The sequence below is a fragment of the Sphingomonas sp. dw_22 genome (genome assembly GCF_018449795.1).
GTDB lineage: Bacteria > Pseudomonadota > Alphaproteobacteria > Sphingomonadales > Sphingomonadaceae > Sphingomonas.
Genome location: NZ_JAAVVE010000002.1, coordinates 134,077 through 159,096, shown reverse-complemented (window position 1 = coordinate 159,096; position 25,020 = coordinate 134,077). Strand labels below are relative to the sequence as shown.

Below are 25,020 nucleotides of genomic sequence, written 5' to 3'. Positions count from 1 at the left end.
GCTGCCGTTTATTTGAAGCGGTAGGTGATACGGCCCTTGGTCAGGTCGTAGGGCGTGAGCTCGACCAGAACCTCGTCGCCCACCAGCACGCGGATGCGATTCTTGCGCATCTTGCCGGCGGTGTGGCCCAGGATCTCGTGATCGTTCTCGAGCCGGACACGGAACATGGCGTTGGGGAGAAGCTCCACAACTTGTCCACGCATTTCAAGCAGTTCTTCTTTGGCCAAAAATATGCCTCTCTTAGGTGAGCGCCCGCGAAGTGGCGGTGCCTTTACTCTGGTGTGATGAAAAAGGGAAGGTGGGCGTTGCCGCCCGCCGATACCAGAGCGCCGGAGGCACGCGGCGGGATCAGAAATTATACCTGGCGATCATCTCGACGCGATCCAGCGTGCCGCTGTCCCCCGAAACCAGGCCGCGCTCGCCGTGCCGCATCTCGATGCCGAGGTCGAGCGGCTTGACCGGCGAATAGAAGAGGTTCGCGGTCGCGCTCCAGGCGCGGTCGGTGGCGGCGGGCGTCGCCAGGCCGTCCGGGAAGCCGATTTTCTGGTAGCTGCCCATCACGGTCGATCGCAGCGTGCCGCTCCAGCCGAGCCGCAGCGCGGCGAAGCCTGCCGTGACGTCCACCGGCTCCAGCCGCAATGCGGATGCCGTGGTCACGAGCATCGCGTCGGGCGCGAGATTGAGCCCGACATAGCGGCCGATGCCGGATCCGCGCGTGACCATGAAGCGCAGGTCGTGCCGCCCGCCGGGGCCGAAGGGCAGCTTTCCGGCGAAGGAGACGCCCCAGGCGGCGGCATCGTCCGAGCCGTTCGCGGCTCCCGCGACCGTCAACTGGCGGACGAGCCCGGCCAGCGACAATTCGCCCGCGCCGGCACGCACGCTGAGCCGCGCGGTCACGTCCGGCAGGCGATCGCTGTCATTCTCGATCAGCGTGGCGTCGCCCTTCGCGCTTGTCACCGTCGCGGCATTCTCGGCAGCGACCGACAGGGTCAGCCGCTTGCCCAGGGCGCGCGTATAGCGGAGCTGCGCCTGGCGGACGAACACCGTGCCCTCGCTCGGCCCGAGATAGTCCGTCGTCTCGGGCAGCGCGGCGACATATTGGAAATTGCTCCATTCCTGCCCGACCAGGAAATCGTCGAACGCCAGATAGCCGCGGCGCAGACCGGGAGCATAGGCGTTGGTCATGCGCTGGTTGCCCGCGCCGGGCGAGGTCTGGAAATCCATTTCGAGCAGGCCCGACAGCGTATGCCCCTCGACCGGCGTGGTCGCATTGACAACGATGCGCGTCTGCTTCGCATGCGCCTCGTAATCGGTGCCGTCGGATCGACCGCCGATCGGGATCGTCGAGGGGACGTAGAAATCGCGGCCGGTCGAATTGGCCGGGATCGCGCCGCCGCTCGTATGGCTGAACGAAGCCACCGACTTGAAGAAGCCGCCGATGCGGATCGTCGTGCCGCCGCTGGAGGCCGGCGCCCTGGCAGGGGCCTGGACTGCGAGTTGCGCCGGGATGGGCGTCGAAGGCGTCGCCGGCAGCGCGGGCGCGTTCTTCTGCCGCTCCGCCGCCAGATCGGCGCGCAATATGGTCATTTCGGCATCGAGCGCGCGTAGCTGGTTCTCCAGAGCGGCGAGGCGCGCCGTGAGGTCCGCTTCGCGCGGCGCCTGCTGCGCCAGCACGGGGGCGGGGCAGCAGGCAAGGATCGTCCCCGCGAGCAGGGCCCGCGCACGATTTGAAACCATGGTATTTTCTCCGCGCGCCCGGCGATCAGAAACTCGCCCAGTCGCCGGCAGCGGCCGGGACGAGGCTGGGCGTGCGGAGTGCCGCTACCGTGGCGGTCGCGGCCGGCTTGCGCGGAGCCTGGCGGCTCGTGCTTGCGACTGCTGCATGCGGGGCGCCCGTGCGGAAGCCCGCTGCCCGCTCGGCCAGGCGATCGACCTCGCCCGAAAGGGTGCGTGCCGCCGCCGAGGTCTGCTCGACCATCGCCGCATTCTGCTGGGTCGAAGTGTCCATCACGCCGACCGCCGTGGCGATCTCTGCGATCGTGTCCGATTGGGCGCGATTGTCCTCCGCCATCGACGCCACCAGCCCATGCACCTGCTCGACGCTGCCGGAAATGCTGGCGAGCGCGCCGTCGACATTGCGCACCGCGTCCACGGCCGCGCCAATGTCGGCTTGGGTGGCGGTGAGCTGGTCGCGGGCGCGGCCGGCCTCTTCCTCGGCGCGCATCGCGAGCGCGGACACCAGATCGGCGACGACTGCGAAGCCACGGCCCGCCTCGCCGGCACGGCCTGCCTCGACCGCCGCATTCATGGCGAGCACGCGCGTCTGGAAGGCGATCTTGTCGAGACCCTCGATCACGCCGTCGATGCCCTGTGCGCTGTCCGAAACGCGATTCATCGCGGCGACGGCGTCGTCGGCGGTGGAGCGGCCGTTGCCGACGATCTCGATCGCCGCATTGGCCTGGCCGACGGTGCGATCCGATGCCTCGGCCGAATTCTGGAGCCGGCCGCGCATCTGGGTGAGCGATGCCGAGGTTTCCTCCAGGCTTGCCGCATTGGCTTCGGTGCGGCGGGCGAGATCCTCGGATGCCTGGGCGATCTCGCTCGCGCCGGTGCGGATCGTGATGGCGGTCTCGGAAAGCGCGCCGATCAGGTCGCGCAGATTGCCGACGGCGGTGTTGTAGTTGGATTTGAGCGCCGAATAGGATTGCGGGAAATCGACGTCGATCTCGGCGGTCAGATCGCCGCCGGAAAGGTTCGCGAGCTTGCCCGACACGGTATCGACCACGAATTGCTGCTCGGCATCCGACTTCGCCTTGGCGGCTTCGGCGCGGTCCTTCGCCACCGCGGCTTCGCGGAACACTTCCAGCGCATCCGCCATCTGGCCGATCTCGTCGCCGCGGTTGAGCCCGGGGATGTCGCTGTCCCTGTCGTCCTGGGCGAGGGCGCGCATCCGGCGGGTGATCGCGGTCAGCGGGCGTGTGATCGACAGGCCGAGGAAATAGGCGAGGGCGTTGACCGCAAGGATCAACGCGAGCGCCATCGTCCCCTGGCGGACGGCTGCGCCATACACCGCGCTTTCGACGTCATCGACATAGACGCCGCTGCCGACCACCCAGCCCCAGGGCGCAAAGCCCTTCACGAACGAGATCTTGGGCTGCGGCTCGGCCTTGCCGGGCTTGGGCCAGCTATAGTTGACGAACCCCTCGCCCTTGGCGCGCACGACATTCACCATCTCGCGAAACAGATGGATGCCGTTCGGATCGGCCTCTTCCGACATGTCCTTGCCGGCGAGCTCCGGCTTCATCGGATGCACCACCATCCGCGGCTGCATGTCGTTGATCCAGAAATACTCTTCACCGGAATAGCGCATCGCGCGGATCGTCTCGATCGCTGCGGCCTGCGCCTTTTCGCGGCTCAGCCGGCCGGCGGCTTCCTCGGCTTGGTAATGGGCGATCACGCTATAGGCGCTCTCGACGGTCTTCTGCGTCTGATTGGCGATGTCGCTGCGCATGACCCTGTCGAGCTGGAATATCGACAAGCACAGCATCAGCACCAGGCCGGCGAACGCCGCCAGGCCGATCAGATTCACCCGAGCCCCAATTTTCAACCGCAAAGGACTTCTCCCACGCCTTATAATCCCATGATCTGGGAGCATTATAGGAGGGGTATGGAAGGGGGATGGCGCGGTGCGGCGGATTTTCGAACAACAGGTATGTCGGGGCGGGCGGAGCGGCACCCGCGGCGATTCCGGGTGATCGGCGAATTATGCGTTCCGTGCAGGCACTTCGCCCTGACAGCTTGGACCAAAAGGCCCGCCGGCATGGAGCCGGCGGGCCGAAGGGTATTCGACTTTAGTCTAGGGGTCAGCCGATATGGCCCGCCGCCAGTGCCGCGAGCAGCAGCAGCGCGACGATGTTGGTGATCTTGATCATCGGATTCACCGCCGGACCGGCGGTGTCCTTATAGGGATCGCCCACCGTGTCGCCGGTCACGGCCGCCTTATGGGCGTCGGAGCCCTTGCCGCCATAATTGCCGTCCTCGATATATTTCTTGGCATTGTCCCAGGCGCCGCCGCCCGAAGTCATCGAGATGGCGACAAACAGCCCGGAGACGATCACGCCGAGCAGCATCGCGCCCAAAGCCGCGAAGCCCTCATGCTGGCCGGCAACCGCGGTGATGATGAAATACACCGCGATCGGGCTCAGCACCGGCAGCAGCGAGGGGATGATCATCTCCTTGATCGCCGCCTTGGTGACGATGTCTACGGTGCGGGCGTAATCCGGGCGGCTGGTGCCGGCCATGATGCCCGGATTGCCCCTGAACTGGGCGCGGACGTCCTCGACCACCGAACCTGCCGCCCGGCCCACGGCAGTCATGCCGAACGCGCCGAACAGATAAGGCAGCAGCGCCCCGAGCAGCAATCCGACGATCACGTAGGGATTGCTGAGCGAGAAATCGACGACGACGTTGGGGAAGAATTCCTTGAGGTCGGTCGTGTACGCCCCGAACAGCACCAAAGCGGCGAGCGCGGCGGAGCCGATCGCATAGCCCTTGGTCACGGCCTTGGTGGTGTTGCCCACCGCATCGAGCGCGTCGGTGCGGTGGCGCACATCGTCGGGCAGGCCCGCCATCTCGGCGATGCCGCCGGCATTGTCGGTCACCGGCCCATAGGCATCCAGCGCGACGACCATGCCGGCCAGCGCCAGCAGCGACGTCGCGGCGAAGGCCACGCCCAATATGCCCGCGATCTGATAGGTGGCGATCACCGCCACCACGATCACCAGGGTCGGCAACGCGGTGGATTCGAGGCTGACCGCCAGGCCCTGGATCACGTTGGTGCCGTGCCCCGTCACCGATGCACGGGCGATCGACTTGACCGGCCGATAATTGGTGCCCGTGTAATATTCGGTGATCCAGACAAGGAGTCCGGTCACCGCCAGGCCGATCATCATGCAGAGGAACAGGCTGAGGCCGGTAATCTGCGGCGTGGCGATCAGGCCAGCCACGGCTTCGGCGGTGAGTCCTTCCTCGCTGGTCAGCGCGCTCGCGTCGCCCAGTCCGCCGATTACCGCGTGCATGTCGCCCAGCACATATTGGGTCGCGAACCAGATCGCCGGGATCGACAGGATCACGGTGGTCCAGAAGCCCTTGTAGAGCGCGCCCATGATCGACTGGCCCTTGCCCAGCCGGACCATATAGGTGCCGATGATCGAAGTGATGATGCACACGCCGCCGACGATCAGCGGCAGCGACATCAGCTTGAGCAGCAGGTCGCCCGGCAGGCTCCCCATCAGCAGCGCGATCGAGACCATGGTGAGGCCGAGCGTCACGACATAGGTCTCGAAAAGATCGGCCGCCATGCCGGCGCAGTCGCCGACATTGTCGCCGACGTTATCGGCGATCACGGCCGGGTTGCGGGGGTCGTCCTCGGGAATGCCCGCCTCGACCTTGCCGACCAGGTCGGCGCCGACGTCTGCGGCCTTGGTGAAGATGCCGCCGCCGAGACGCGCGAAGATCGAGATCAGCGAGGCGCCGAAGGCAAGCGCGGTGAGCGTCTGGACGACCTCGCGCGCATTGGGCGCATAGCCGGCCTGGGCGACCAGATACCAGAACAGCACCGAGATCGAGAGCAGCCCGAGCCCTGCCACCAGCATGCCGGTGATGGCGCCCGAGCGGAAGGCGAGGGTGAGCCCGCCCTGCAGGCTGGTGCGCGCGGCCTCGGCGGTGCGGACGTTGGCGCGCACCGAGATGTTCATGCCGACGAATCCGGCGACGCCCGAGAGCACCGCGCCGATCACGAAGCCGAGCGTGGAAAGCCCGCCCAAAGTGAAGAACAACACGACGGCGACGATCACGCCGACGATGCCGATGGTCATGTACTGCCGGCCCAGATAGGCCTTCGCGCCTTCCTGTATGGCGGCGGCGATATCCTGCATCTTCTCGTTGCCGGCGGGCGCCCTCAGCACCTGCTGGCTGGTCACGAAGCCATAGAGTACGGCGATCAGGCCGCAGACGATGGCGAGATAAACTATCGTCATCTGGTGAAGTCCTTCCCCTTGGAACTTTCGAGGTTCGCGGAAACGTCGGCTTTGCCGCCGATCTGTTGCGCGTCGAGGAAGGTATAGGATTGCGGGGCGAGCGCAAGCAGCGCTTCCCGGGGCGATTCAGCCGTGCTCGAAGCCCAGACGGGCGGGCAGGGGAAGCGCTTCGCCCGCATGCGTCAGCGTGATCCCGGCGCCCGTGGCGAAGGCGCCGATGCGCGCGGCGGGGACCGGCGGCACCATGCCGGGCGCGGCGGCGAAGAGCAGTTCATAATCGTCGCCCGCTGTCACCGCCGCGAGCCGTGCCGGCCGGTCGGTCCCGGCGAATTCAGCATAGGCGGCCGATAGCGGGACGGCGCCGAGGTCGATCGAGACGGCAAGTCCGCTCGCCTTCGCCATCCGGTCGGCATCGATCAGCAGCCCGTCGGAGACGTCCATCATCGCATGGACGACCGGGCCGAGCGCCTGTCCCTCGGCGAGCCGCGGGCGGGGGCGGCGATAGCGGGCAAGAAGCTTGGGCGGGCCTTCGGCGCCCTGTGCGATCTTCAGGCCCGCGCCGGCATCGCCGATCGTACCGGTCACCCACAGGGCGTCGCCCGTTTTCGCGCCGGATCGGGCCGGCGCCGAGCCGCTGGCGCCGAGCGCCGTCAGTGAGAGGATGCGGGGCGCACCGGGCGCGAGGGCAATCGTGTCGCCCCCCAGCAGCGGGCATTCGAATGTCGCCAATGCTGCGCCCAGCCCGTCGAGAAACGCGGCATCCCAGGCGCTATCGCCCGCCAGTGGATAACCGAGCAGCACGCCGCGCGGGCGCGCGCCCTTGGCGGCGAGATCGGACAGGTTCACCGCCAGCAGCTTCCACGCCACGTCCTGCGGCGGATCGCTGGCCAAATAGTGCACGCCCTCGGCAAGCATGTCATGGGTCAGCACGAGATCGCCCAGCACCGCCGCGTCATCCATCAATCCGCGCGCGCCGGAGTGGAGCGGCAGCGCGCGCAAGGCATGGATAAAGGCGGATTCGCGCATCGCGACCGCATAGCAGTGCCGCACCGCCGACGCGAATGCCGGAGCTAGCGTGCTTTCGCCCAGGCCTCCCAGGCCAGGTTGAGCTCCGCCAGGGTGGAGGGCAGGCGATGTCGCTTGCCGTCGCGCCTCAACCAGTCCTCGAAACCCTGGCCACGGCTCAATGCCTTGGCGATCGTATCGAAGATGTGCGGTTCCGCGCTCCGCTCGATCAGGAAATCGGCAAAGCCGCGCGACTGGACGTAGAAGCGGATCGGCGTGGTGGTGCCGGTCAGCTTCTGCGCGTCGGCGCCGGACAACACCATCACGCGACTACCGCCCTCCTGGACGGGCGTTCCCGCCACGGCTTGCCGCGCTTCGGCCGCGCGCAGGACCGGGTGCTCCATCGTCAGATACTCGGCGAGCGGATATAGTCCGTCGGTCCCGCTTCCCGCGACATAGCGCGAGAGCGCCGCCCGGCGCTGCTCCGTGAGTTGGTCATTCTCGACCAGGATCGCCGCCATCTCGTCGATCCAGTCGGGTGCGGCGCTGCCGTAGCGCGTTTCCTCGGAAGCGGGTGCGGGGGTGCGATCGAACATGTCGCGAAACCACATATGACCGAGTTCGTGCGCCAGCGCTCCACGCTCGCGCGCGCCGCCGGGATCGCTCGACCGTTGTGCGAGCGCGCCCGCCACCGCGGCGTCGCGCTGTTCCGGCGACAATTCGGGATGTTGCGCCACGATCTGGGCGCGGATTGCGCCTGCCGCCAGGGTCCGGCGCTGGTCGCCGCTGATCCATGGGAAGGGAATATAGCCATGCGCGCGCAGAAAGTCGCCCTGATCGCGGGTCAGGCTGCCGCCCGCCACGACTGCGATCGGCTTGCCCGGCGGGGCGAAGGCCGCGGCATAGCGGTCGCTCGCCTCATCGATCACCGATGCCAGGGTCGCCGCCTCGCCGGTGGCTGCGATCGCGATGCCGTCACGCGTGGCGACGCAGCTTAGCGCGCCGGCAAATTGTGCCCGCCAACCCGCTTCGTCGCAAAGCCCGGGGCTTGCGGCCGCGGGGGCGGCCGTCACCAGGAAGAGCGCGCCCAGGCCCCGATATCTTCGCATATATGCCCACTCCGCCATGGTTGCGAAGCCGGCATAGGCGTTGACTACAAACGTAGTCAACTACACATGTAGTCGATGTTCTAGCTCCGAGCTTCCTTTGCCACGGCATCGAGGATGCCGTTGACGAACCCCTTCTCGCGCCGGTCGTAGAATGCGTCGGTCACGTCGAGATACTCGCTGATAACCGCGCCCACCGGCACGTCCGGCCGCGCCAGCAGCTCATACGTTCCCGCGCGCAGGATCTGTCGCATCGGCTTGTCGAGCCGCTCCATCGACCAGTCGGCCGTCAGCTTGGACGCCACCAGTCCGTCGATCTCGTCGCGGCGGGCGTCCACGCCCTTCACGATATCGTCGAAAAAGGCGACATCGGCGTCGGCATATTCGACGTCCTCGATCGTTGCGCCCAGCCGGTGCTGATGGAATTCGTTGAGCAGGACGACGATCTGCGTCCCTTCCATCTCCTGCTGGTACAGCGCCTGGACGGCGGCGAGCCGCGCGGCGGCGCGGGCCTTGGAACGGGAACGGGCTTTGGGACTGGCCATGGGTCTTCTTCTTATCGGTTGAGCCGGATCGCGATGGATCGGGCATGTGCGGGGAGTCCCTCGGCCTCGGCCAGCGCGACGGCGGCAGGGCCGATCGCGGCGAGGCCGGCCTGGTCGAGGGACAGGAAGCTGGTGCGCTTCATGAAATCCAATACCGAGAGGCCGGAGGCGAAGCGCGCCCGGCGGCCGGTGGGAAGGACGTGGTTCGGGCCGGCGACATAATCGCCCACGGCCTCGGGCGTGTAGCGGCCGATGAACACCGATCCGGCATGGCGGACCTGCTCGAACAGCGCTTCCGCTGCGTCGCAGGCGAGTTCGAGATGCTCGGGGGCGAGGCGATCGACCAGCGGCACGGCGTCGCTCAGGCCGGGCACGAGGATGATCGCGCCATTGGCATCCCAGCTCGCGCGTGCCGTCTCGGCGGTGGCGAGCTGCGCGATCTGGCGATCGACCGTCTCGGCCACGGCATCGGCGAATGCGGCATCGTCGGTGAACAGGATCGATTGGCTGGTCGGGTCGTGCTCGGCCTGGCTGAGCAGGTCGGCAGCGATCCATTCGGGATCGTTCTTCGCGTCCGCCACCACGACGATTTCGCTCGGCCCGGCGACCATGTCGATGCCCACCACGCCGTAAAGCTGGCGCTTGGCCTCGGCCACCCAGGCATTGCCGGGGCCGGTGACGACATCGACCGGCGCGATGCGATCGGTGCCATAAGCGAGCGCCGCCACCGCCTGCGCGCCGCCGACGCGCCAGATCTCGTCCACGCCGGCCAGATGCGCGGCGGCCAGCACGAGGGGGTTCACTTCGCCCCGGGGCGTCGGCGTCACCATCACCAGCCGGCCCACGCCCGCGGCGCGTGCGGGCAGGGCGTTCATCAGCACCGAGCTGGGATAGGCCGCCCGCCCGCCGGGCACATAGACGCCGGCCGAATCCACTGCCTTCCAGCGCGCGCCCAGGCGGATGCCCTGCGCGTCGATCTCGTCGGTGTCGGCGGGGCGCTGCTTGGCGTGATAGGTCGCGATGCGCTCGGCGGCGAGTTCCAGCGCGTCGCGCAGCTCGGGGGAAAGCCCTTCCCATGCCGCGAGGCAGTCGGCCCGGTCGATCTTCCAGCCGGTCTGATCGAGGTCGTGCTTGTCGAACAGCCGGGTCAGATCCTTGACCGCCGCATCGCCCTCGTCGCGCACGCGGCCAATGATGTGGGTGACGTTGCGCGCGACATCCTCATCCGCCTCGCGCCGCGCATTGACGAGCGCGGTGAAGGCGGTGGCGAAATCGGGCGCGGAGGCATCGAGCCGGATCATAGGGAAAGCCCCTCCCTTTCAAGGGAGGGGATGGGGGTGGGTGCGCGCGTCTGCGCGCCCAAAAGACTCGTTCTCGCGCGGCAGAAAGCGACACCGGGGGCATCGAGCCCCCGCCGCTGCTGGACCCACCCCTTGCCCCTCCCTTGAAAGGGAGGGGTTGAAGAGAAAGCAGCCCTCTTCATGCCACTACCCTCCGGAACGCATCAACCAGCGGCACGACCTGGCTCGCCCGCGTCTTGAACGCGGCGCGGTTGACGATCAGCCGTGAGGTGACCTGCGCGATCACCTCCACCTCGACCAGGCCGTTCTCCTTGAGCGTCTTGCCCGAGGAGACGAGGTCCACGATGCGCGGCGCCAGCCCCAGCACCGGGGCAAGCTCCATCGCGCCGTTCAGCTTGACGCACTCGGCCTGCACCCCGCGTGCCTCGAAATGGGCGCGGGTGATGTGCGGATATTTGGTGGCGATGCGCACATGGCTCCAGCCGCGCGGATCGTCCTTCTCGGCCATGTCGGCGGGCTCGGCCACCGAGATGCGGCAATGGCCGATGCCGAGATCCACCGGCGCATACAGCTCCGAATAGGCGAACTCGGCCAGCACGTCGGACCCGACGATGCCGAGCTGTGCGGCGCCATGCGCGACGAAGGTCGCCACGTCGAAGGCGCGTACCCGGATCAGGTCGATCGCCGGGTTGTTGGTCTTGAAACGCAGGGCGCGCGAATGCTTGTCCGAAAAAGCGGGTTCGGGCACGATTCCGACGCCTGCCAGCAACGGCAGCGCCTCTTCGAGGATCCGGCCTTTCGGCACGGCAAGGATCAGCGGTTCCTGCATGAGTGGCGGGGCTTTACTTGGGGGTGCCCCCGGGCGCAACACGCGCGGCATGGCGGACGAACAGGCGAACCGGCAAAGCTTCGACATCCAGGCGGCCTATTGCACCGCGATGCACGCCCCGATCACCGCGCGTATCTCCTCCGTGCTCGGCCGGACGATGACGCGCTACAGCGAGACCGGCCGCCGCGTGCTCGACTGGCCGGGCGAGCCAGTTGCCGACGCGGTGGTGCTGCGGCTGATCGGTGGGCTCCACGCGCTGCACCGGCGCGGCGTGGGCGAGCTGGCACCGGTGTTCACCGGCGAGGCGACCGACGAGCAAGTGGTCGCGGCGATCCTCGGCAAGGAGCTGGTCGAGCATGACGCCGAGCTGCTGCCCTGGCTCGACGGCCCACCGCAAACCAATGAGGCCGGGCGTTCGGGCGGCCTGATGACCGGCATCCTCCATCTTGCTGCGCGCTACGGACCCCGGTTCGAGGTGCTGGAGATTGGTTCCAGCGCGGGCCTCAACCTGCTGATCGGCCGCTACCGCTTCGATCTGGGCGACGTTCACACTGGCCCCATCGATTCGCCGGTCGAGATCAGGCCCGAATGGCGCGGCCCGCCGCCGCCGGACGTGGCCGTAGAGATCGTTTCCGCGCGCGGCGTGGACATCCAGCCGCTCGATCTCTCGGACACCCGCGATGCCGAGCGGCTCCAGGCCTATTGCTGGGTCGAGAATGTCGAGCGTCAGGCGCGTCTCGAAAAGACCATCGCGATGGTCCGCGCCGAGGGCGTCGATCTGGCGCAGGGCGACGCCGCCGACTGGATCGAGGCGCGCCTCGCCGAGCCGCAGCCCGAAGGTGTGACGCGGGTGCTGATGCACTCGGTCGTCTGGCAATATCTGCCTCCCGCCACCCAGCGCCGGATCGCCGATGCGATGCAGGCAGCGGGCGAACGCGCCACGCCCGGGCGACCGCTCGGCTGGGTGATGATGGAACCCAATCGCGACCTGCATCGTCACGAGGTCCGCGTGCGCGGCTGGCCGGGTGATACGCCAATGCAGCTCGTAGCGCTCACCCAAGCGCATGGCGCCTGGGTGGAGGGGCTTGAGCCTCCCTATGAGACGCGGCCCTATGTGATGCGGGAGGGCTGATGCACACGACCAATTATCGGGACACTTTGGTCACCGTTTCGCCGGACTCGCCGGTCGCTGTCGGTACCATCCCCGAGAAGCCGGCCTCAGTCGCCGGCCTGCAATATGCGATGCTGCACGCCAGCCCCTATGCGATGTCGAGCGACGATCTGCTCCACGCGGTGCATCGTGCCCGTGGCGGCGAGAAGGAGCGCGACGCCTTCTTCGCCAAGCCTCAGGCATGCCTGCGCGCCTCGCCGCTGGTGAAGCAGTTCGGCTGGGGCATCCATCACGATGCCGAGGGACGGATCGCCTTGGTGGGTGCGGAGAGCGATGGGTATCGGCGGCTGCTCGACGACCCCGCGATCCGAAAGACGCCGGGGATGCGCCGCAGCCGCTAATCGTTTCCCAGCCACTCCCGCATCGCCGCCGTCACCGCCTCGGGCTTTTCCCATGGCACGAAGTGCCCGGCATCCGCGATCCGCACGATCGTCAGCCGGGGCACCAGCGCGTCGAGCCCGTCGAGCTGGCACGGCAGCAGCGCCTGGTCCTTCATCCCCCAGATCACCAGCACCGGCTGGGAGACGGGCGGGAAGGGCGCGTCGATCCAGGCTGGGCGTTCCGGGTTCTCGTCCATCGCCGGCACCTGGATGGCGCTGGCGCGATACCAGTTGAGCATCGCCGTCATCGCGCCCGGTTGACCCCATTCGTCGAGATAGGCGGCGCGCTCGGGCGCCAGCAGCGCCGGATCGGCATGCTTCACGAAGCTGGTGTCGAAGAACCCCTCCACGCCGATCGCGGCGATATGCTTTTCGAGATCGGGATTGCGGAAGGCGCGAATATATTGGCTCGCCGCGCGTTGCGCCGGATCGTCGAGCAGCGTGCGCTGGAAGATCAGAGGGTGCGGCGCATTGACGATGATGAGCTGCGCGATCCGCTGCGGGTTCTGCAGCGTCGCCATCCAGGCGATCGCGCCGCCCCAGTCATGGCCGGCCAAGGTGAACCGCCCGATGCCGAGATGGTCGGCGAGCGCGAGCAGGTCCGCCACCGGCTTGTCCGGCGTGTAGTTGCCGACGCCCTCGGGCTTGGAAGAGCGCGCGAACCCGCGCTGATCGGGGGCAATCACATAATGGTCGCGGGCCAGCGCCGGGATCTGGTGCCGCCAGGTGCGGTGCGATTCCGGAAAGCCGTGGAGCAGCAGGATCGGCGGGCTGGCGGGATCGCCGGCGATGGCGACGTCGAGCTCCACGCCGGTAGGCAGGGCTATCCGCTCGAGAGTGAAATCCGCCATCGCTCTCCCTTTCCCGTCGGGCCCGTTCGCGGCCCTTTCCCGAGCTTGGAGCAGGGCCGGCGGTTCGGCAAGCCGGCATCCGGGCGGAGGAGAAAACCCGAACTTGCGGCCATGATAGATTTTCCGCCATCCAATTCCCACTGGAAAAGTAGAGTATCGGTGCCAGCCGTCATTCCGGCCTTTCCAAGGGGCATTCCATGCATTTCCTGAGCTATTTTGCCGCAGCCGTCCTGCCGGTCGCATTGATCGCGGCGGCCCCCGAAGCGGCCCCGCGCCTGCCGGTCTCCTCGTTCGAGGCGCTGCCCAAGCCGCTGCCCCTGCCCTATGACGAGCATGCCAATGCCGACAGCGCCGTCGCGGCGGCAAAGCTCCAGGCCAGGCGTTCGGGGAAGCTCCTGCTCATCGATCTGGGCGGCAATTGGTGCCTCGATTGCCGGCTGCTGGCGGGCACGATGGAGTTGCCTTCGCTGAAGCCCTGGCTCTCGCGGCATTATGAGATCGTCACCGTCGATGTCGGCCGCTTCGACAAGAATCTCCAGATTCCCGCCCATTATGGCATCCGCGACAGGCTGGCCGGCGTTCCTGCGGTGCTGATCGTCGATCCCCGCACCGACAAGCTGGTCAATGCCGGCAGTATCGCCGCCCTGGCCGATGCACGAAGCCTCACGCCCCAGGCATTGGCGGACTGGCTCGCGAAATGGGCGCGCTAACCGTCCTCACGGATAGCTCACCGTCTTCGGCACTTCCGGGATCGGGATGAATTCCTTGTCGTCGCCGGGCACCTTGGGGAAATTGCCTGCCTTCCAGTCTTCCTTGGCCTGGTTGATCCGGTCGCGGTTCGACGAGACGAAGTTCCACCACACATGGCGCGGCGTGGTGAAGGCTTCGCCGCCGCACAGGATCACCCGCCCGCCGCGATCGGAGCGCAGCGTCGCGGAAGTGCCCGGCCGCAGGACGTAGAGCGTGGTTGGCACCAGCGGCAACCCGTCCAGGCTCGCCTCGCCCATCGAGACGTAGAGCGCGCGCTCGTCGGCGCTGGGATCGATCGGGATCGAGCCGCCCGGCTCCAGCGCGATGTCGGCATAGATGGTCTGGGCATAAATAGTGGTCGGCGCGGAGACGCCCCACAGGTCGCCCATGATGACCCGCGCGGTCGCGCCATGCGCCTCGATCACCGGCAGCTCGGCGGCGGGGACATGCTCGAAGGCGGGATCGCTTTCCTCCACGGCCTCGGGCAGCGCGATCCATGTCTGGATGCCCGACAGCTCCGGACCCTTGGCGCGCTCGGACGATGGCGAGCGCTCCGAATGGACGATGCCGCGCCCGGCGGTCATCAGGTTGACCGCGCCCGGCTCGATCGTCGCGAAGGTGCCCAGAGAATCGCGATGATCGATCGCGCCGGCATAGAGATAGGTCACGGTCGCCAGGTTGATGTGCGGGTGCGGCCGCACGTCGATGCCGGTGCCGACGTCCAGATGCGCCGGCCCCATCTGGTCGAAGAACACGAACGGCCCCACCATGGTCCGCGGCCGCGAAGGCAGGGTGCGATGCACCTTGAACCCGCCCAGATCGTGCGTGGTCGGTTCGATCGTCTGGATCACCAGGTCTTCGCGCATCGGCTTTCTCCGTTTTCGCAGCCGGAATAGCGCGCCGGCCGAGGTGCGGACAATCACTCTATGGGGTGGTTTCCGGAAACGGACCTATTCCGCGTCGAGCTCGGGATAATGGCGGAAGATGCCGCTGGTGTTGAACGCGAGGCGGCGGTCGCTGGCGAGATAGGCGCGGATGCCCGGCAGTTCCGCCACTCGGCCATGGATCGCGATCAGCCCGGGGAAACCCTTCTCCAGCGCCTTCATCCGCCGGGGGAACATGTAGCGCAGCCCCTCGACGATCTGGAACAGGCTGGTGTCGCCATAGCTCCAGCGGTCTCCCACCAGCCAGTCGCGGCCGTTCGCCCGGATCGCATCCTCGAACCAGCCGAGGAACTTGGGCATCCGCTCCTCGCGGAACTCCTGGGCGAAGCGCGCCGCCTCGGGCTTCTGCTCCTCATAATAGAGGCCGGCGCCCACTGGGTGATGGACCTGGTGCACCTCGGCGATAAGGTCGGTGACGGTCAGCTCGATCTGGTGGAGCCAGAGCCGGTCGGCCTCGTCCGTCGGCGCGAAGCCTTCGCGCTGGCCCAGGAACAGCAGGATCTCGGCGACCTGCGCGATCACCCGGTCTCCGGCGACGAGATAGGGCGGGGCGAAGGGCTTGCGCCGGCGCCGCTCCATGTCGGCCATCAGCGCATTGTCGCCCTCCGTGCGGGCGCGGTCGCGATAGGCGATGCCGGCCGCCTCCAGCGGCAGCCTTACGAACTCGCCCCGGCCCTGGATTCCGGTCCAGTACCAAAGGTCATATGCCATTTCATTCTCCCGGTGCGCTTGCCCTTATCGCCAGGGCGTGGATGCGCTCCGCGAGCAGATCGGCAAGCGCGCGGTTTACCAGCCGTTGCCGTTCGACGCGCGAGACGCCGGCAAAGGCGGCGCTTTCGATCGTGACGGTGAAATGCGATTCGCCGGTACCGTCGTCGCCCAGATGGCCGCGATGCTGGGCGCTGTCGTTGCTGACATCGAGCTGCGTCGGGGCGAGGGAGGCGGTGAGGCGGGCGGCGATCAGATCGGCCAGCGGGCCGGTGGCGAGGTCGGTCATCGCGACTATATAGGGCGATTATTCGAGAGAGTCGCGTGCCCAGCAGTCAGTCAAAGAAGGATCGTCCAAATGCCCGTTTCCACGGTCGCGTGGAGGCGCAGGGGCGCATGTGCGCCGAGCCGGGCTGCGCCGAGCCCGGCGAGTTCCGCGCCCCGCCGCTGGAGGGCACCGGCTTCACCGGCGACGGCCCGCCGCAATTCCGCTGGCTGTGCCTCGATCATGTCCGCGCCTTCAATTCGGGCTACAACTTCTTCGCCGGGATGAGTCCCGACGAGATCCACGATGCCCAGCGCCCGCTCGCCGGCTGGGAGCGCGAGACGCGCGCCTTCAACGCGACCGGCGGCGCGGATCGCCCGCCGCGCTGGGCCGATTTCGCCGATCCGCTCGACGCGATCGGCGCCCGCTTCCGCGACCGGATGAAGGACCGCGCCGAGCGCCAGGACGGCAGGCCGCTCTCGGGCAAGGACCGCGAGGCGCTGAAGACGCTGGAGCTTGAGGTGGATTCCGATCGGATGGCGCTCCGGAAACGCTATTCGGAGCTGGTGCGCCGATACCACCCGGACCGCAACGGCGGCGACCGGAGCCACGAAGCACGGCTCCAGCGCGTGATCGAGGCCTATCAGCAATTGAAGGGCTCGCCGGCGTTCGCTTGACCTTTTTCCTCCCCCGGAGCTTGGCTCCGAGGGAGGAGAACAATCAGTTGGCCGGCGCGACCAGGCCGAAATGGACGCCTTCGGGATCCTCGGCGTTGAGCACCCATTCGCCGCCGGGGACTTCCATCGGTCCCTGATGGACCTTGCCGCCCGTCGCCTCGATCTTCGCCTTGGCGTCGTTGATATCGGGTACGCGGAAATAGAAGCCCCAGCCGGAGCCGGCACCCGGCGGCGTCTGCATCACCGCGCCGATCGCCTCGTCGCTCTCGCCATGGGCGATGAAGCTGTAGTCGCCCATCTCGCCCATCGGCATCGCGCCGACTTTCCGAATGCCGAACTGCTTCTCGTAAAAGGCGAGCGCGGCGTCGGGATCGGGGGTGAGCAGCTCGTTCCAGCTCACATGGCCCAGGTTCATCCGGTCATAGGCATTGCTGGTGCCGTCTTCGGTGGCGCCGCGCATCACATAGAAGGGCACGCCCTGCGGATCGGTGACCATCGCCAGCCGTCCGACATCGGGGATGTCGAAGGCGGGCAGATGGACCTGCCCGCCCGCCGCGACGATAGCGGCGACCGTAGCGTCGACATCGTCGACGGTGAGATAGCCGAGCCAGACCGGCCGGGCGCCGCCGGCGATCATCTCGGCATTCAGCCCCATCACCCCGCCGACATTGCCGTCATGCGCGACGATCATCCGGTAATCCATGCCGCCCGGAGCCGGCTCGGCATCGATGTTCCATCCCACGACATCGTCGTAGAACGCCTTGGCGGCCTTGGGATCCTTGGTCAGCAATTCGTACCAGAGGAAACTTCCGTGCGGATTCGACATGACTTTTCTCCCTTTTAGCCTTCGCCCTGATCGACGATCGGCTCGAACCCGCCCCAGAACATGCGCTTGCCGTCGAAGGGCATGTTCTCGAAATCGGGCTTCATCCGCTCGTCGGCCATCACCTTTTCCCAGCCCGCGTCGCGCGCTTCCTTCGAGGGCCAGGTGATCCACGAGAAGACGATATTCTCGCCCTTCTCGGCCTTGGCAGCCTTGTAGAAATCGGTGGTCTCGCCGTGTGGCAGGTCGCTGCCCCAGGCTTCCACGACGCGGGTTGCGCCATATTCCTGGAACACCGCCGCGGCGTGGAGCGCCATTTCGCGATATTTCTCACGGTTGCCCTCGGGCACGGGCACCACGAAGCCGTCGACATAGGACATCGTCTCTCTCCTCAGTTGCCGTCCGCCGCCGCTTCGATGGCGGCGAGGTCGATTTTGCCCATCTCCATCATCGCCTCGAACGCGCGGCGGGCGCGGCCGGGATCGCTGTCGGTTATCAGTTCCATCAGGCGGCGCGGCGTGACCTGCCACGAAAAGCCCCATCTGTCCTTGCACCAGCCGCACGCGCTCTCGGCGCCGCCATTGCCGGTGATCGCGTTCCACAGCCGGTCGGTCTCCGCCTGGTCGTCGGTGAGGATCTGGAACGAGACCGCCTCGTTGGGCGGGAAGATCGGGCCGCCGTTCATCCCGGCATAGCTCTGGCCGGCGAGGGTGAACTCGACCACCAACGCATCCCCCGCCTTGCCGGCCGGATAGTCGGAAGGCGCGTGGATGATCCGGGTCACCCTGCTGTCGGGCAGCAGCGAGACATAGAAGTTCGCGGCCTCTTCCGCGGCCGTGTCGAACCAGAGGACGGGGGTGATTTTCTGTGCCATGTTCGCCTCCTCTCAGGCGTCGGCCGTGTGGTCCATTGCGACCATCGCGGCGTCGACATCCATGTACATCGGCTCGAAGATATGGCCGTCCGGGTCTTCGAAGCTGCGGCCGTACATGAAGCCCATGTCCTGCTTCTCCCGGATATCGATCCTGCCGCCCGCGGCCGCCGCCTTCGCCATGATCGCATCGACCGCCTCGCGGCTGTCGCGCGAGATGCAGAGCAGCACTTCGCTGGTCGCATGGGCGTCGGCGATCGGCTTCGGGGTGAAGCCTTTAAAGAAGTCGTGCGACAGGAGCATGAACACGATTTCATCGCTGAGCTGCATCGCCGAGGCGACCTCGTTGCTGAAGCGCGCATCCTTCGTGCAGCCGATCGCTTCGTAGAAGGCGGTTGCCCTCGCCACGTCGGCGACGGGCAGGTTGACGAAGATCATCTGGGGCATCGTATCTCTCCTGGTGTTTTGGTCAGTAAGTGAGCGACGGATACCAGTCTGTGCCGCGCCCCTCGGGTGTGGAATCGAGAATCGTCCAGAGCGGCATCAGATCGGGTGCGCCGCGCGGATCCTGGCCGGGATCGGCGCTCTCGCCGCCCATCTCTCCGGCCCAGAACAGTCGGATCGCGCCGTCGTGGCGGGTGAAGACCAGGAACTGGGGCAGGTCGCTGCCGTCGGGGGCGATCGCGTGATAGTCGCGGCTGAACGTCTGGGTTGGGTCGGAATAGAGCGGAATGTGCCGCCAGCCGCGCTCGCGCTTGAACGCCACGAGCTTCCCGATCGGCGAGCGCGCGGTGACCGCGAAGGCGACGCGCTGGAGCAGGTCGGGCACCTCGCCGTCCCAGGCCGAGAGCAGCGAGGTGCACATCGGGCAGGGCCGCTCGCGCTGGGGGCCGAACATATAGGTGTAGACGACCAGCACATCCTTGCCGCCGAACAGTTCGGCAAGGCTGACCGGCCCTTGCTCGCCCTCGAAGCGATAGTCGCCGGTGACGGGCGGGCCGGGCGGCAGCGCGCGACGCTGCTCGGCGACGCGTTCGATATGACGGCGCAGCTCGATCTCCTCGGCGAGCAGTGCGGTGCGCGCGGCGCGATATTCGGAGCTCTCATTGGGCCAGCGCGCCGTCTCGCGCGCGGCCAGCTCTTCGGCCGGGACCAGTGCCATTGGATAAACCTCCGGTTGGGATTGGCGTGCGAATCGCTTTCTTGATCCTGATGCCCCTGATGGTTACAAAAAGCAACTATGGAGTCACAAAAAATAACCAAATCTGATTTCGCCAGGTCGCGGCGCTGGTATCAGGATGCGTGCGGCACCGCGCTCGCGATGGACCTGGTGGGGGAGCGCTGGGCGCTGCTCATCATCCGCGAGCTGCTGCTCGGGCCGCGGCGCTTCGGCGAGATACGCGGGGCGCTGGTGGGCCTCAGCGCAAACGTGCTCACCCAGCGGCTGGAGGGACTGGAGAAGGCGGGCATCCTCGAACGCCGCCATTTGCCTTCGCCTTCGAATGCGCAGGTCTATGCGCTCACCCGCTGGGGCCGGGCGGCGGAGGAGCCGATCTTTGCGCTCAGCCGCTGGGCGGCGGGTTCGCCCGCGCATGACGTGACGCTGCCGCTCAGCAACACGGCCTTCATGCTGTCGCTGCGCACGATGATGGATCGGGAGCGCGCACGGACGCTGCCGCCGGTCGATCTGGGCTTTCGCATCGGCGGTGAGCCGTTCCGCGCGAAGATCGTCGAGGGCAAGCTGGAGATCGAGCGCGTGGATCCCGATGGCGCCGATGTGGTATTCATCGGCCAGCCTTCGCCCATGGCCTCGGTCTTCTACGGCCGCGATCCGCTCGCGGAGTCCCAGCGGCTGGGGAAAGTGGCGGCTGCGGGAGACCTGGCGCTCGGCCAGCGTTTCGTGGATCTGTTCGCGCTTCCGACGTTCCCGGCCTGACAAGCGTATCGCGTGTTGCGACGCGGCGGCGCAACGCCTAGTCGGAAACCGACTCATTTTGATGCGACCGGATTGACCATGGCCGATATTCCCAACACCCAGCCCGACAGCCGGGAAACCACCATCCTCGATGCGCCCGACAAGATGGTGAAGGTGCGCGAGCTGTTCGGGCTCGACACCGATATGGAATGCCCCGCGTTCAGCGAGGCCGATGAGCGCGTGCCCGATCTCGATCCGGCCTATGTGTTCGATCCTGATACGACGTTGGCGATCCTCGCGGGCTTCGCGCATAATCGCCGCGTGATGGTCCAGGGCTATCACGGCACCGGCAAGTCGACCCATATCGAGCAGGTCGCGGCACGCCTCAACTGGCCGTGCATCCGCATCAACCTGGACGCGCATATCAGCCGCATCGACCTGATCGGCCGCGACGCGATCGTGCTCAAGGACGGCCAGCAGATCACCGAGTTCCGCGAGGGGCTTCTGCCCTGGGCGCTCCAGACGCCGACCGCGCTCGTGTTCGACGAATATGACGCGGGGCGTCCGGACGTGATGTTCGTGATCCAGCGCGTGCTGGAGACCGAAGGCAAGCTGACCCTGCTCGACCAGAACCGGGTGATCCGGCCGAACCCCTGGTTCCGCCTGTTCGCCACCGCCAACACGGTGGGCCTAGGCGACACGAGCGGCCTCTATCATGGCACCCAGCAGATCAACCAGGGCCAGATGGACCGCTGGAACATCGTGGTCACGCTCAACTATCTGCCGGCCGCGACCGAGGCGCAGATCGTGCTCGCCAAGTCGGGCGAATATGACAAGCCGGGCGGGCGCGAGACTGTGGAGAACATGGTCCGCGTGGCCGATCTCACCCGGCGCGGTTTCATCAACGGCGACATCTCGACCGTGATGAGCCCGCGCACCGTCATCACCTGGGCGCAGAACGCGCTGATCTTCGGCGATGTCGGCTTCGCGTTCCGCCTGTCGTTCCTCAACAAGTGCGACGAGGCCGAGCGGCCGCAGGTGGCGGAATATTACCAGCGCGTGTTCGGCAAGGATCTGCCCGAGAGCGTGGTGGGCAAGGCCTGACCCTTCAAAAAGCGAAAGGGCGGCCTCCCGTGAAGGAGGCCGCCCCACGCTCGCGCTTGTGCCGTTCGGCTCAGGCGTAGGAGACGGTGGTACGGATGTGACGGCGGCGCAGCGCCATACCGGCCAGGCCGAAGCCGCCGATCATCATGCCCCAGGCCGCCGGCTCGGGAACGCCCGGCGTGCCGGTGCCGAAGGTCAGGTTGTTGAGCGTGTAGGTCTCGGCGACGCCGCCCTGGGTGCCCGCGGTCAGCAGCAGTGCCTGGAAACTATTGTTGCTGATGAAGCCCCAGAACTGACCGGAATAGGTGTTCGGAACTTCCAGGGCCAGGGTCGAGCCAGGCGCGTTGGTGAGCTGGATGCCCAGACCGGGGCCGCCCGGAGACAGATCGAAGAAGCCGCCGAATGCGTTGACGGCGCCACCGAACACGAAGGTTGTCGTCTGCGAGCTCGGAATGAGCTGGTCGTTGAACAGACCGCCGCTGATATTGCCGGCGCTGGAGGCATAGGCCAGGCCCGGAACGAGGGTCGTGTCCTCGAAATCTTCGATGACCGCAGTGCCGCCGAGTGCCCCCAGGAAGGCGGCATAGTTGGTGTAATAGGTGATCTGTGCCTGTGCCGGGGCGGCGACAAGCGTGCTGCTGGCGAGCAATGCCGCCACGATGAACTTACGCATGATGAATCCCCTTAAGAATGATGCAAACACAATAATTTAAGACGAATAGTTGCGACCATCCACGCGACTTGACGACTCGGTACAGAGACTCGCCGCGCCGCACAAAATTGATCCATTCGGGAGGTTTTAACAAGCCATTAACTGACTAAGTATGTGCTAAACAGGGATAATTGCTTGAGACTTGCTCTGTAAGTCCTTCGAGAAATTGCGGTCCTTGACTTCGCCGCGATCGGCCCCATGCAGGGAAAATGGCTCAGGATTCCGCTCTCGATCGTCTTCGCAACGTTCTCGGAGGCACGGCGCGCGCGCTTTCCGGCGATGCCGAGGCCGAACTGAGCTTCACCGCCGATTCGCCGGTGCAATCGGGGCACCAGATTCGCGTGCCGATGCCCTCGCGCACGCTGCCGGCCGATCAGGTGGCCGAGGCGCGGGGCTTCGCTGACAGTTTCGCGCTGCGGATGCGGCATCATGACAATGGCCTGCACCTGCGCGGCGCGCCCAGGGAAGCCGTGGCGCGCGCGGTGTTCGACGCAGTGGAGACCGCGCGCGTCGAGGCGCTCGGTTCGCGCGGCTATGCTGGCATCGTCGACAATCTGGAGCATGCGTTGAATCTCAGGCTGCGCGCCGATCCGATCGCGCGGGCGCGCAATCGCGACGAAGTGCCGCTTTCCACCGCGCTCGCCCTGATGGTCCGCGAGCGGCTGACCGGGCGGGAGTCGCCCGCCGGCGCCGCGATGGGCCTGGCGCTGGTCCGCGACTGGATCGAGGAGCGCGCGGGCGGTGATCTCGATGCGCTGGCGCTGGCGATCGACGACCAGCGGGCATTTGCCACGCTCGCCAATCGCCTGCTTCAGGATCTCGATCTCGTCGAAGGCGAGATGCTCCCCGACGAGAGCGATGAGGGCGGCGGCGAGGACGAAGGCACCGAGGACCAGGACGAGCCCGGCGAGGAAGAGGGCGACAGCGAGGCGCAGCAGGGCGAGGGCCAGGCCGAGGCACGCGGCGAGCAGCGCGAGTCCGAACAGGGCGAGGACGGCGAGCAGCAACAGTCCGACGCGATGGAGGATGGCGACGGCGAGCCTGGCGACGAGGGCGAGGACAGCATGATGCCCGTCCGCCCCAATCGCCCGTGGAGCGATCTGCCGCCGCAATTCGAATACAAGCCCTTCACGACGCAGTTCGACGAAGTCGTCGCGGCGACCGACCTGTGCGATCCCGAGGAGCTGGATCGGCTGCGCTCCTATCTCGACCAGCAGCTCGTCCATTTGCAGGGCGTGGTGACCAAGCTCGCCAATCGCCTCCAGCGCCGGCTGATGGCGCAGCAGAACCGCAGCTGGGACTTCGACCAGGAAGAGGGCATTCTCGACGCCGCCCGGCTGGCGCGGGTGGTGGTCAATCCGATGCTGTCGCTCAGCTACAAGGTCGAGCGCGACACCGATTTCCGCGATACCGTGGTGACGCTGCTGATCGACAATTCGGGATCGATGCGCGGACGGCCGATCTCGATCGCGGCGATCAGCGCTGACATATTGGCGCGCACGCTGGAGCGGGTGGGCGTGAAGACCGAGATCCTCGGCTTCACCACCCGTGCCTGGAAGGGCGGGCAGTCGCGCGAGAAGTGGCTGGCCGAGGGCCGCCCGGCGCAGCCAGGCCGGCTCAACGACATCCGCCACATCGTCTACAAACAGGCCGACGAGCCGTGGCGCCGTGCCAAGAAGGCGCTCGGGCTGATGATGCGCGAGGGGCTGCTCAAGGAGAATATCGACGGCGAGGCGCTCCTCTGGGCGCATAGCCGGCTGATCGCGCGGCCCGAGGATCGCAAGATCCTGATGGTGATCTCCGACGGCGCGCCGGTGGACGATTCCACGCTTTCGGTGAATTCGGGCTCCTATCTGGAGCGGCATCTGCGCCAGGTGATCGGCTGGATCGAGGGGCGCTCGCCGGTCGAGCTGGTGGCGATCGGCATCGGCCATGACGTGACGCGCTATTATGCGCGGGCGGTGACGATCATGGATGCGGACCAGCTTGCCGGCACGATGGTCGAGCAGCTCGCCGCCTTGTTCGACTCTGAATGATGTCCGATCCGCGAGCGGATCGGTGGGAATGATCGAGACGCCGCCCGGCGGCTTCCAGCCTGCGATCAAGCGATCGGTGACGATCGCGGGGCACCAGACCTCGATCGGCCTGGAGCCGATCTTCTGGGAGGCGCTGGAAGCCGAGGCGATCCGGCGCGGGCTGCCGCTCAATGCGCTGGTGGCGGCGATCGACCATGCGCGGATCGGATCGGACGACCCGCCCAACCTCGCCAGCGCGATCCGCATCTGGCTTATGGCGGAGCGCGCGGACTGAAGATCCGTTAGGTTTCGGCCCAGCGGCGCAGCAGATTGTGGTAGACGCCGGTCAGTTGCACCACGGCTTCCCGGTCGGCACCGGTGGCGGTGAGCCGCTGGATCGATGTGTCCATCTCGAACAGCGTCCGGCGCTGGCTGTCGTCGCGCACCAGGCTCTGGATCCAGAAGAACGAGGCCAGCCGCGCGCCGCGGGTCACCGGCGTCACCCGGTGCAGGCTGCTCGAAGGATAGACGATGGCGTCGCCGGCAGACAGGTTCACCTCATGCTCGCCATAGGTGTCGCTGACCACCAGCTCGCCGCCGTCATATTCGTCGGGCTCGTTGAGGAAGACCGTGCACGACACGTCCGAGCGCAGCTGCGATCCGTCCGGCATCCGCATCACGCTGCCGTCGACATGGAAGCCATATTCGCCGCCATCGGCATAACGGTTGAAGCGCGGCGGCAGGATCTTCGCGGGCAGCGCGGCGGCGAAGAACAGCGGATTGCGCTCGAGCGCGGTCAGGAGCGCCTTGCCGAGCTCCGCCTTCAGCGGGGAAGCGTCGGGCAGTTGCTCGTTGTGCTTTACCTGCGCGCCCTGCGCGCCGACGGTTTCGCGTCCGTCCGCCCAGTCGGCCGCGTCCAGCTTGCGCCGGAACTCGGCCACCTGCTCGGAATCCAGAACCTGTGGGATATGCAGCAGCATTGCGAACTCACCAGTTGAAACCAGGCGCGG

28 protein-coding genes are annotated in these 25,020 nt (G+C 66.9%); 8 read left to right on the top strand and 20 right to left on the bottom strand.

Annotation, left to right across the window (positions count from 1 at the left end; genetic code table 11):
* Positions 1–8: 8 nt before the first annotated feature.
* The 9 genes from infA to hisG all read right to left on the bottom strand — a co-directional run bounded on the left by infA (position 9) and on the right by hisG (position 10,824).
* Positions 9–227, bottom strand: coding sequence for a translation initiation factor IF-1 (infA, locus tag HB724_RS01530; protein ID WP_003049127.1), 219 nt, complete (start codon positions 225–227; stop codon positions 9–11).
* A gap of 121 nt (positions 228–348) precedes the next feature.
* Positions 349–1,737: a DcaP family trimeric outer membrane transporter gene (locus tag HB724_RS01525; RefSeq protein WP_213979131.1), complete on the bottom strand. Its 1,389-nt coding sequence runs from the start codon at positions 1,735–1,737 to the stop codon at positions 349–351.
* Positions 1,738–1,762: 25 nt separating this feature from the next.
* The gene (locus HB724_RS01520; protein WP_256731237.1) at positions 1,763–3,655 is read right to left on the bottom strand and encodes a cache domain-containing protein; all 1,893 of its coding nucleotides are present in this window, start codon (positions 3,653–3,655) and stop codon (positions 1,763–1,765) included.
* Positions 3,656–3,863: 208 nt separating this feature from the next.
* A complete protein-coding gene (locus HB724_RS01515; RefSeq protein ID WP_213979130.1) occupies positions 3,864–6,038 on the bottom strand; it encodes a sodium-translocating pyrophosphatase in 2,175 nt (724 codons plus the stop codon).
* A gap of 126 nt (positions 6,039–6,164) precedes the next feature.
* Positions 6,165–7,064, bottom strand: a complete 900-nt coding sequence (gene thiL, locus HB724_RS01510) for a thiamine-phosphate kinase (RefSeq protein WP_213979129.1) — start codon at positions 7,062–7,064, stop codon at positions 6,165–6,167.
* Between the two features lie 44 nt (positions 7,065–7,108).
* The gene (locus HB724_RS01505) at positions 7,109–8,152 is read right to left on the bottom strand and encodes a hypothetical protein (RefSeq protein WP_213979128.1); all 1,044 of its coding nucleotides are present in this window, start codon (positions 8,150–8,152) and stop codon (positions 7,109–7,111) included.
* Positions 8,153–8,232: 80 nt separating this feature from the next.
* The gene (nusB, locus tag HB724_RS01500) at positions 8,233–8,694 is read right to left on the bottom strand and encodes a transcription antitermination factor NusB (protein ID WP_213979127.1); all 462 of its coding nucleotides are present in this window, start codon (positions 8,692–8,694) and stop codon (positions 8,233–8,235) included.
* Positions 8,695–8,705: 11 nt separating this feature from the next.
* Entirely contained in the window at positions 8,706–9,995 is a 1,290-nt protein-coding gene (gene hisD, locus HB724_RS01495) for a histidinol dehydrogenase (protein ID WP_213979126.1), read from the bottom strand.
* Between the two features lie 178 nt (positions 9,996–10,173).
* A complete protein-coding gene (hisG, locus tag HB724_RS01490; protein WP_213979125.1) occupies positions 10,174–10,824 on the bottom strand; it encodes an ATP phosphoribosyltransferase in 651 nt (216 codons plus the stop codon).
* 49 nt (positions 10,825–10,873) lie between these two features.
* On the opposite strand from hisG, the gene HB724_RS01485 reads away from it, so the two are divergent.
* The gene (locus HB724_RS01485) at positions 10,874–11,956 is read left to right on the top strand and encodes a DUF2332 domain-containing protein (RefSeq protein WP_213979124.1); all 1,083 of its coding nucleotides are present in this window, start codon (positions 10,874–10,876) and stop codon (positions 11,954–11,956) included.
* On the top strand, positions 11,956–12,336 hold the full coding sequence (locus tag HB724_RS01480) for a DUF6157 family protein (RefSeq protein WP_213979123.1): 381 nt from the start codon (positions 11,956–11,958) through the stop codon (positions 12,334–12,336). The genes HB724_RS01485 and HB724_RS01480 overlap by 1 nt, the downstream gene beginning before the upstream one ends.
* On the opposite strand, the gene HB724_RS01475 is transcribed toward HB724_RS01480, so the two are convergent.
* The gene (locus HB724_RS01475; RefSeq protein ID WP_213979122.1) at positions 12,333–13,226 is read right to left on the bottom strand and encodes an alpha/beta hydrolase; all 894 of its coding nucleotides are present in this window, start codon (positions 13,224–13,226) and stop codon (positions 12,333–12,335) included. The two genes, HB724_RS01480 and HB724_RS01475, sit on opposite strands and share 4 nt — an antisense overlap.
* Before the next feature lie 197 nt (positions 13,227–13,423).
* Here HB724_RS01475 and HB724_RS01470 point away from each other — a divergent pair, with 197 nt between their 5' ends.
* The gene (locus HB724_RS01470; protein ID WP_213979121.1) at positions 13,424–13,936 is read left to right on the top strand and encodes a thioredoxin family protein; all 513 of its coding nucleotides are present in this window, start codon (positions 13,424–13,426) and stop codon (positions 13,934–13,936) included.
* A 6-nt stretch (positions 13,937–13,942) separates the two neighbouring features.
* Here HB724_RS01470 and HB724_RS01465 read toward each other — a convergent pair whose 3' ends face one another.
* From HB724_RS01465 to HB724_RS01455, 3 genes are all read right to left on the bottom strand, one after another.
* A complete protein-coding gene (locus HB724_RS01465) occupies positions 13,943–14,842 on the bottom strand; it encodes a pirin family protein (protein WP_213979120.1) in 900 nt (299 codons plus the stop codon).
* Positions 14,843–14,926: 84 nt separating this feature from the next.
* Complete coding sequence (locus HB724_RS01460; protein ID WP_213979119.1) at positions 14,927–15,631, bottom strand: glutathione S-transferase; 705 nt, start codon at positions 15,629–15,631, stop codon at positions 14,927–14,929.
* A gap of 1 nt (position 15,632) precedes the next feature.
* Positions 15,633–15,917 (bottom strand): BolA family protein, encoded by a 285-nt coding sequence (locus tag HB724_RS01455; protein ID WP_213979118.1) that lies wholly within the window; start codon positions 15,915–15,917, stop codon positions 15,633–15,635.
* Positions 15,918–16,024: 107 nt separating this feature from the next.
* Between HB724_RS01455 and HB724_RS01450 the strand changes: the two genes are divergently transcribed.
* Positions 16,025–16,570 (top strand): J domain-containing protein, encoded by a 546-nt coding sequence (locus tag HB724_RS01450; RefSeq protein WP_213979117.1) that lies wholly within the window; start codon positions 16,025–16,027, stop codon positions 16,568–16,570.
* Between the two features lie 43 nt (positions 16,571–16,613).
* On the opposite strand, the gene HB724_RS01445 is transcribed toward HB724_RS01450, so the two are convergent.
* The 5 genes from HB724_RS01445 to HB724_RS01425 are packed head-to-tail and all read right to left on the bottom strand — an operon-like array spanning position 16,614 to position 19,426.
* Entirely contained in the window at positions 16,614–17,396 is a 783-nt protein-coding gene (locus HB724_RS01445; RefSeq protein ID WP_213979116.1) for a VOC family protein, read from the bottom strand.
* A 14-nt stretch (positions 17,397–17,410) separates the two neighbouring features.
* Positions 17,411–17,773 carry a DUF1428 domain-containing protein gene (locus tag HB724_RS01440; RefSeq protein WP_213979115.1) on the bottom strand — a complete coding sequence of 121 codons (363 nt, stop codon included), beginning with the start codon at positions 17,771–17,773 and terminating at the stop codon, positions 17,411–17,413.
* Between the two features lie 11 nt (positions 17,774–17,784).
* Positions 17,785–18,267 carry a VOC family protein gene (locus tag HB724_RS01435; RefSeq protein ID WP_213979114.1) on the bottom strand — a complete coding sequence of 161 codons (483 nt, stop codon included), beginning with the start codon at positions 18,265–18,267 and terminating at the stop codon, positions 17,785–17,787.
* A 12-nt stretch (positions 18,268–18,279) separates the two neighbouring features.
* Positions 18,280–18,711, bottom strand: a complete 432-nt coding sequence (locus HB724_RS01430) for a VOC family protein (RefSeq protein WP_213979113.1) — start codon at positions 18,709–18,711, stop codon at positions 18,280–18,282.
* Positions 18,712–18,733: 22 nt separating this feature from the next.
* Complete coding sequence (locus HB724_RS01425; RefSeq protein WP_213979112.1) at positions 18,734–19,426, bottom strand: DUF899 family protein; 693 nt, start codon at positions 19,424–19,426, stop codon at positions 18,734–18,736.
* A gap of 78 nt (positions 19,427–19,504) precedes the next feature.
* On the opposite strand from HB724_RS01425, the gene HB724_RS01420 reads away from it, so the two are divergent.
* Both HB724_RS01420 and cobS read left to right on the top strand, forming a co-directional pair.
* Positions 19,505–20,200: a helix-turn-helix domain-containing protein gene (locus HB724_RS01420; protein WP_213979111.1), complete on the top strand. Its 696-nt coding sequence runs from the start codon at positions 19,505–19,507 to the stop codon at positions 20,198–20,200.
* 78 nt (positions 20,201–20,278) lie between these two features.
* Positions 20,279–21,283: a cobaltochelatase subunit CobS gene (gene cobS / locus HB724_RS01415; RefSeq protein WP_213979110.1), complete on the top strand. Its 1,005-nt coding sequence runs from the start codon at positions 20,279–20,281 to the stop codon at positions 21,281–21,283.
* 70 nt (positions 21,284–21,353) lie between these two features.
* On the opposite strand, the gene HB724_RS20330 is transcribed toward cobS, so the two are convergent.
* Positions 21,354–21,956 (bottom strand): PEPxxWA-CTERM sorting domain-containing protein, encoded by a 603-nt coding sequence (locus tag HB724_RS20330; protein ID WP_256731236.1) that lies wholly within the window; start codon positions 21,954–21,956, stop codon positions 21,354–21,356.
* A 248-nt stretch (positions 21,957–22,204) separates the two neighbouring features.
* On the opposite strand from HB724_RS20330, the gene cobT reads away from it, so the two are divergent.
* Positions 22,205–24,031, top strand: coding sequence for a cobaltochelatase subunit CobT (gene cobT / locus HB724_RS01405; RefSeq protein WP_213979109.1), 1,827 nt, complete (start codon positions 22,205–22,207; stop codon positions 24,029–24,031).
* Between the two features lie 28 nt (positions 24,032–24,059).
* Positions 24,060–24,305 carry a ribbon-helix-helix domain-containing protein gene (locus HB724_RS01400; RefSeq protein ID WP_213979108.1) on the top strand — a complete coding sequence of 82 codons (246 nt, stop codon included), beginning with the start codon at positions 24,060–24,062 and terminating at the stop codon, positions 24,303–24,305.
* Between the two features lie 7 nt (positions 24,306–24,312).
* Here the strand turns inward: HB724_RS01400 and HB724_RS01395 are convergent, their stop codons facing one another.
* Entirely contained in the window at positions 24,313–24,990 is a 678-nt protein-coding gene (locus tag HB724_RS01395; RefSeq protein ID WP_213979107.1) for a Fe2+-dependent dioxygenase, read from the bottom strand.
* Positions 24,991–25,020 lie beyond the last annotated feature (30 nt).

Bases quoted from the DNA above. Each gene is read 5' to 3' on its own strand.
- HB724_RS20330 (WP_256731236.1), bottom strand. From the start codon at position 21,956: ATGCGTAAGTTCATCGTGGCGGCATTGCTCGCCAGCAGCACGCTTGTC.
- HB724_RS01395 (WP_213979107.1), bottom strand. From the start codon at position 24,990: ATGCTGCTGCATATCCCACAGGTTCTGGATTCCGAGCAGGTGGCCGAG.
- hisD (WP_213979126.1), bottom strand. From the start codon at position 9,995: ATGATCCGGCTCGATGCCTCCGCGCCCGATTTCGCCACCGCCTTCACC.
- hisG (WP_213979125.1), bottom strand. From the start codon at position 10,824: ATGCAGGAACCGCTGATCCTTGCCGTGCCGAAAGGCCGGATCCTCGAA.
- HB724_RS01430 (WP_213979113.1), bottom strand. From the start codon at position 18,711: ATGCCCCAGATGATCTTCGTCAACCTGCCCGTCGCCGACGTGGCGAGG.
- HB724_RS01455 (WP_213979118.1), bottom strand. From the start codon at position 15,917: ATGACCGACCTCGCCACCGGCCCGCTGGCCGATCTGATCGCCGCCCGC.
- HB724_RS01400 (WP_213979108.1), top strand. From the start codon at position 24,060: ATGATCGAGACGCCGCCCGGCGGCTTCCAGCCTGCGATCAAGCGATCG.
- HB724_RS01435 (WP_213979114.1), bottom strand. From the start codon at position 18,267: ATGGCACAGAAAATCACCCCCGTCCTCTGGTTCGACACGGCCGCGGAA.
- thiL (WP_213979129.1), bottom strand. From the start codon at position 7,064: ATGCGCGAATCCGCCTTTATCCATGCCTTGCGCGCGCTGCCGCTCCAC.
- HB724_RS01520 (WP_256731237.1), bottom strand. From the start codon at position 3,655: ATGCTCCCAGATCATGGGATTATAAGGCGTGGGAGAAGTCCTTTGCGG.
- HB724_RS01445 (WP_213979116.1), bottom strand. From the start codon at position 17,396: ATGTCGAATCCGCACGGAAGTTTCCTCTGGTACGAATTGCTGACCAAG.
- HB724_RS01440 (WP_213979115.1), bottom strand. From the start codon at position 17,773: ATGTCCTATGTCGACGGCTTCGTGGTGCCCGTGCCCGAGGGCAACCGT.
- HB724_RS01470 (WP_213979121.1), top strand. From the start codon at position 13,424: ATGCATTTCCTGAGCTATTTTGCCGCAGCCGTCCTGCCGGTCGCATTG.
- HB724_RS01525 (WP_213979131.1), bottom strand. From the start codon at position 1,737: ATGGTTTCAAATCGTGCGCGGGCCCTGCTCGCGGGGACGATCCTTGCC.
- HB724_RS01420 (WP_213979111.1), top strand. From the start codon at position 19,505: ATGGAGTCACAAAAAATAACCAAATCTGATTTCGCCAGGTCGCGGCGC.
- HB724_RS01505 (WP_213979128.1), bottom strand. From the start codon at position 8,152: ATGCGAAGATATCGGGGCCTGGGCGCGCTCTTCCTGGTGACGGCCGCC.
- HB724_RS01475 (WP_213979122.1), bottom strand. From the start codon at position 13,226: ATGGCGGATTTCACTCTCGAGCGGATAGCCCTGCCTACCGGCGTGGAG.
- cobS (WP_213979110.1), top strand. From the start codon at position 20,279: ATGGCCGATATTCCCAACACCCAGCCCGACAGCCGGGAAACCACCATC.
- HB724_RS01425 (WP_213979112.1), bottom strand. From the start codon at position 19,426: ATGGCACTGGTCCCGGCCGAAGAGCTGGCCGCGCGCGAGACGGCGCGC.
- cobT (WP_213979109.1), top strand. From the start codon at position 22,205: ATGGCTCAGGATTCCGCTCTCGATCGTCTTCGCAACGTTCTCGGAGGC.
- HB724_RS01460 (WP_213979119.1), bottom strand. From the start codon at position 15,631: ATGGCATATGACCTTTGGTACTGGACCGGAATCCAGGGCCGGGGCGAG.
- HB724_RS01515 (WP_213979130.1), bottom strand. From the start codon at position 6,038: ATGACGATAGTTTATCTCGCCATCGTCTGCGGCCTGATCGCCGTACTC.
- nusB (WP_213979127.1), bottom strand. From the start codon at position 8,694: ATGGCCAGTCCCAAAGCCCGTTCCCGTTCCAAGGCCCGCGCCGCCGCG.
- HB724_RS01485 (WP_213979124.1), top strand. From the start codon at position 10,874: ATGGCGGACGAACAGGCGAACCGGCAAAGCTTCGACATCCAGGCGGCC.
- HB724_RS01480 (WP_213979123.1), top strand. From the start codon at position 11,956: ATGCACACGACCAATTATCGGGACACTTTGGTCACCGTTTCGCCGGAC.
- HB724_RS01450 (WP_213979117.1), top strand. From the start codon at position 16,025: ATGTGCGCCGAGCCGGGCTGCGCCGAGCCCGGCGAGTTCCGCGCCCCG.
- HB724_RS01465 (WP_213979120.1), bottom strand. From the start codon at position 14,842: ATGCGCGAAGACCTGGTGATCCAGACGATCGAACCGACCACGCACGAT.